The organism is Aeromonas sp. 1HA1 (genome assembly GCF_029237385.1).
In the GTDB taxonomy this organism is placed as follows: domain Bacteria; phylum Pseudomonadota; class Gammaproteobacteria; order Enterobacterales; family Aeromonadaceae; genus Aeromonas; species Aeromonas popoffii.
This window is the reverse complement of record NZ_JAACGC010000165.1, coordinates 1-1299: the sequence shown is the minus strand read 5'-3', so window position 1 is coordinate 1299 and position 1299 is coordinate 1. Positions and strand designations below refer to the sequence as shown.

Genomic DNA, 1299 nt, shown 5'->3' with positions numbered 1-1299 from the left:
CGCAGTAACTGCCACCCGCAAATGGCCGCCTTTCTGGACATGCTGGCCTATGCCGAGGGCACCAAAGGGCTCGGCGATGATGGATACAACAAGCTGGTCAACCCGGCGGGGTTCTTCACCGACTACCGCACCCACCCGAATGTGTCCGTCATCGTCAGGCCTGGCTTGGTCAGCACTGCAGCTGGGCGTTACCAGCACCTGTCGCGGCACTGGCGGCACTATCAAATGCTGCTGGCGCTGCCGGACTTTGGCCCTGAGTCGCAAGACACCTGGGCCATCCAGCTTATCCGTGAACGCAAGGCGCTGGACGATGTGATAAAGGGACGCATCAGCCAAGCGATCGGCAAGTGCGCCAACATCTGGGCCAGCCTGCCGGGCGCGGGTTATGGCCAGCGTGAGCACAAGCTGGCTGACCTGCTGGCCAAGTTCGAAGAGTTCGGTGGGGTGCTGGCATGAACATCCTCAAGTGGCTGTTCTCCAACCTGCAGTTAGTGCTGGTGCTGGCCCTGCTGGTAACCATACGTGCAGGCTACAAGGTGCTAAAAGAACGCACCAAGGCGCTGGCTGATGCCGACAGCACCATCAGCACCTTGCAGCTGGCTAACCAGTTGATGGCCGAAGACTTCGAAACTCTCTCGCAGAAAGAATCAGGCTTGCGCGTCCTGCTTAAACACCAGAACGCCGCCCTGACCGAGCTCGACCAACAACAGAGGAAAACTGCCGATGACCTGCAACACGCCCTGGCCACGCCGCCGGCGGGCCGCCCGGATTGTGCTCGCGAGCCTCTGCCTGTTGGCGCTCTGCGCCTGCTCCAGCCAGCCAAGGGCTCTGGTGCACACCCAGGTGGTGAAGCGGCTACCGCCGCCGGGGCTGGTGCCCCACTGCCCGGAGCCTGAATTTAATGGCACTACCTGGGGCGAGGCCGTGGCCTTTATCCCCACCCTGCAGGGCGCGCTGCGCCGCTGCCAAACCCAACTCAACACCCTAAACGACTGGATAACCCAAGAGGAAACCACCCCATGAGCAAGCAAACCATCACCCTGACCATCGCCGGCACCGACATCTGCTTTGAACCCACCCTGGTGGCCTACAACAGCTACATCAACGGACTGTCAATGAGCGACAAGGTGGCGCCGTCCCATCAGTACCTCAAGCGCATCGTCTGCGCACAAAGCAAAGAGGCGCTGGACACGCTGCTGGCTCGCCCCGGCGCCGCGCTGCAGGTCGCCGCCAAGGTCAACGAGCAGTTCGCCCCTGACCTGGATATCGAAGTAAAAAACTGACGGCGCGCGCCGAGGC

4 protein-coding genes are annotated in these 1299 nt (G+C 61.9%); all 4 read left to right on the top strand.

What is annotated here, in order from left to right; all coding sequences use genetic code 11:
- Window positions 1-456: glycoside hydrolase family 104 protein (locus GWQ22_RS21395; protein WP_345893652.1), on the top strand; the 456-nt coding region annotated here is incomplete at its 5' end.
- Window positions 453-896, top strand: a complete 444-nt coding sequence (locus GWQ22_RS21390; RefSeq protein WP_275931615.1) for a hypothetical protein — start codon at window positions 453-455, stop codon at window positions 894-896. The genes GWQ22_RS21395 and GWQ22_RS21390, both read left to right, overlap by 4 nt.
- Window positions 832-1023: a hypothetical protein gene (locus GWQ22_RS21385; RefSeq protein WP_275931563.1), complete on the top strand. Its 192-nt coding sequence runs from the start codon at window positions 832-834 to the stop codon at window positions 1021-1023. Before GWQ22_RS21390 ends, GWQ22_RS21385 begins: the two co-directional genes overlap by 65 nt.
- Window positions 1020-1283: a putative phage tail assembly chaperone gene (locus GWQ22_RS21380; RefSeq protein ID WP_212514526.1), complete on the top strand. Its 264-nt coding sequence runs from the start codon at window positions 1020-1022 to the stop codon at window positions 1281-1283. Before GWQ22_RS21385 ends, GWQ22_RS21380 begins: the two co-directional genes overlap by 4 nt.
- The last annotated feature ends 16 nt before the right edge of the window (window positions 1284-1299 follow it).